Raw genomic sequence first — 2,458 nt, 5'->3', positions numbered from 1 at the left:
TGCATTTCATCCCACTTAGCTTTCCATGAATTATATTCTCTCATTCTAAACTGGAAGGCATTGGTCTTAAATCCCATGTTATTTGGATCAAGCTGAGCTAATTTGTCGTTTGTTTCAGCAAAGAAAGCCATTATCAGACTTATTCTATCTTTATGCTTTCCTTTTGTTAAATATTCTCTCATAGATTCTAAAGGACGCGAATCTCGGTAGCCCGGAATAGTTTTAAATCTTTGGGCTTCTTCAGTTATAATATTAATTACGCTAAAGTCTAAATCCTGCCCTAATTGAAGATTATTAGCTATGGATTGCAGCTTTTGAAAATTCCACTTAGGGTCATCAAACTCTGCATAATTATACCAATAAAAATAAAGTGCTTTTAATACTTCCTCACTTTTGTTCATACACATGTGCATTTTTTCCAATGATTCAATTGTATCGCTATGTCCATTTAAGGTATGGCTCTCAAGCATTAGCTCCTCAGGCTGCTTCTCTTTTAGTAATTTTAGTAAATGCGATGTTGATATATTCGGATCAATACCACCGTATTCTTTTATATAATCTTCCTTAGCCCTTTTTTCTCCTTTATCCCAATCCGTTCTCGTTGCCAGTTCTTGCTTGTATTTTTCCAACACTTTTAGTTTAGTTTGAACTACTAAACTTCTTTGAGGTAACCAGCTATAAACTTCGCCGTTACAAGATTCCAAGTACCTAACAAGTAGTACCGGCTCATGGGCGCGCTCAGAAATTGCCTGCTCATATGTCATATTTGAGATTACACCCATTGCTCTATTAAGCTCTGCTTCTTGGGCTTTTTGCTTCTCAAACCTACTTCTTTTTTGGGCAGCTTGGTAAACTTCATTAGCTGCTTCTCTTTCATCATCTTTATATTTTATAAGGGTATGTCCTAAATAACTTAGGCTTTCTCCTTTAGTGGTAATTTCATGGCTTGCTTTATCTTGTAGGGTAGTAACTCTCTCGGTGACAAAATTATAAACTTTATTTGCAAAATAAATGCTACTAAACAGCCATATAGCTATAATTACAATTACACTTGTTACTACTACTTTAAAAAAAGTAATATTTTGGTAATTTCTACTGTCAAATATTTCTCTAATATAAGATACTACATCTCTAATGCTTCTTAGCTTTATACTCATATTCGCTCCAGTTTTCTAATTTTAAATCTTTAATTCTTTCAAAGTGTTTTATGTTGTTAGTTACTAATGTATAATTACCGGCAACTGCAATTGCAGCAATCATTAAATCCATATCGGCTATTAGCTCACCCTTTTTCTTCAATTCCGCTTTAAGCTCACCGAATACTTTACTTGCATTAGTGTTAAACGGCACTGCACTCAAATTACCGATTACACCGCTAACCGTTCTTAGATTACGCTCAGGAAACTCTGAATTATATGCACCATAATAAAGTTCGGCACAGGTGATGTCTGATATATATAACTGAACAAGCGGAGAGCTTATAAATTTCTCTACTACCGCATCATGTCCCTTAATAAAATAAATAATTGTATCAGTATCAAGTAAATATAGTTTCATTGCATTTACTCCTTACTTATTCTTGAGGAATAAATATCATTAAGCATTCTATTTGCTTCTTCTTCTTTCCAGTTGCCGGCAAACTTTAGCAAATTACTTTTATCTTTTTTATTATTTAGCGCATATGCATATAATGCTTTCTCAATAATTTCTGTTTTTGTTGAAGATGTTTTACTTGCTAAAACATCTAATATATTTATTACATCGTTATCTAATCTTATAGTTATGTTTTTCTTCATAGTTAGGCCTCTTATCTTCTTTTAAACATACTATAATATAGTATCATTTATCATGTATTATGCAATGTTTTTCATATTATATATGCACATATAAATTACTTTATTCTTTCTCCTCTTTTAAGACATTTTTAGCAGCTTTTACCGTATGTAATGTATCTTTAGTTTCTTTATATTCTTTATCTAACTTCAGCTCTTCTTTATTTGTATTTAAACGTATCTTATCGATCTCTTTAGGTACTTGATTATGTGTTTCATTAACCTCATTTGTTATATTACTGTTTGTATCAGAGGAATAATGATTACTTAGTTCGTTTAGGTTATCAGATAAACTACTTTTGAAATTACCAGTAAATTTAGGTGAATTTTTTATCATAGAAGTTTCAACATTGTTGTTTCCATCCTCTAAGTTAGTATTAGCCATAACTTGTGATCTTAAACTTTCATAACTTCCCTTTTTCAAATCAAAACCATCCAGTGAAGTCGGTACACTCGGATGTATATTGTTATAAGCTTCCTTAGCTTTTTCTTTAACATCATTATACGTAACTTTATCAGATTGTGTTGCGAGAAATGAAATATGAAGGTAGATATAAGGTAAGGCAAGCAACTTAATAATTAGCTATATGAAAAAGTACAAGTCTGTAGATTTCAAATGACGTCAC

At 31.8% G+C, this 2,458-nt stretch carries 4 protein-coding genes; all 4 read right to left on the bottom strand.

The genetic code is table 11. The features are described from left to right. Nucleotides 1–1,157, bottom strand: a 1,157-nt coding sequence (locus NF27_RS07915) for a hypothetical protein (RefSeq protein WP_039458016.1), incomplete at its 3' end; no start/stop codon positions are given. Continuing rightward, on the bottom strand, nucleotides 1,132–1,557 hold the full coding sequence (locus NF27_RS07910; RefSeq protein ID WP_039458014.1) for a type II toxin-antitoxin system VapC family toxin: 426 nt from the start codon (nucleotides 1,555–1,557) through the stop codon (nucleotides 1,132–1,134). The genes NF27_RS07910 and NF27_RS07915, both read right to left, overlap by 26 nt. A 5-nt stretch (nucleotides 1,558–1,562) precedes the next feature. After that, complete coding sequence (locus tag NF27_RS07905) at nucleotides 1,563–1,796, bottom strand: ribbon-helix-helix protein, CopG family (RefSeq protein WP_039458012.1); 234 nt, start codon at nucleotides 1,794–1,796, stop codon at nucleotides 1,563–1,565. 100 nt (nucleotides 1,797–1,896) lie between these two features. Next, nucleotides 1,897–2,403 carry a hypothetical protein gene (locus NF27_RS07900; RefSeq protein ID WP_039458010.1) on the bottom strand — a complete coding sequence of 169 codons (507 nt, stop codon included), beginning with the start codon at nucleotides 2,401–2,403 and terminating at the stop codon, nucleotides 1,897–1,899. Between the last annotated feature and the right edge of the window lie 55 nt (nucleotides 2,404–2,458).

Origin of the sequence: Candidatus Jidaibacter acanthamoeba (assembly GCF_000815465.1) — a bacterium.
Lineage (GTDB): Bacteria > Pseudomonadota > Alphaproteobacteria > Rickettsiales > Midichloriaceae > Jidaibacter > Jidaibacter acanthamoebae.
Note: the sequence above shows the minus strand (reverse complement) of the source record. Positions and strands in the feature narration are given on the sequence as shown.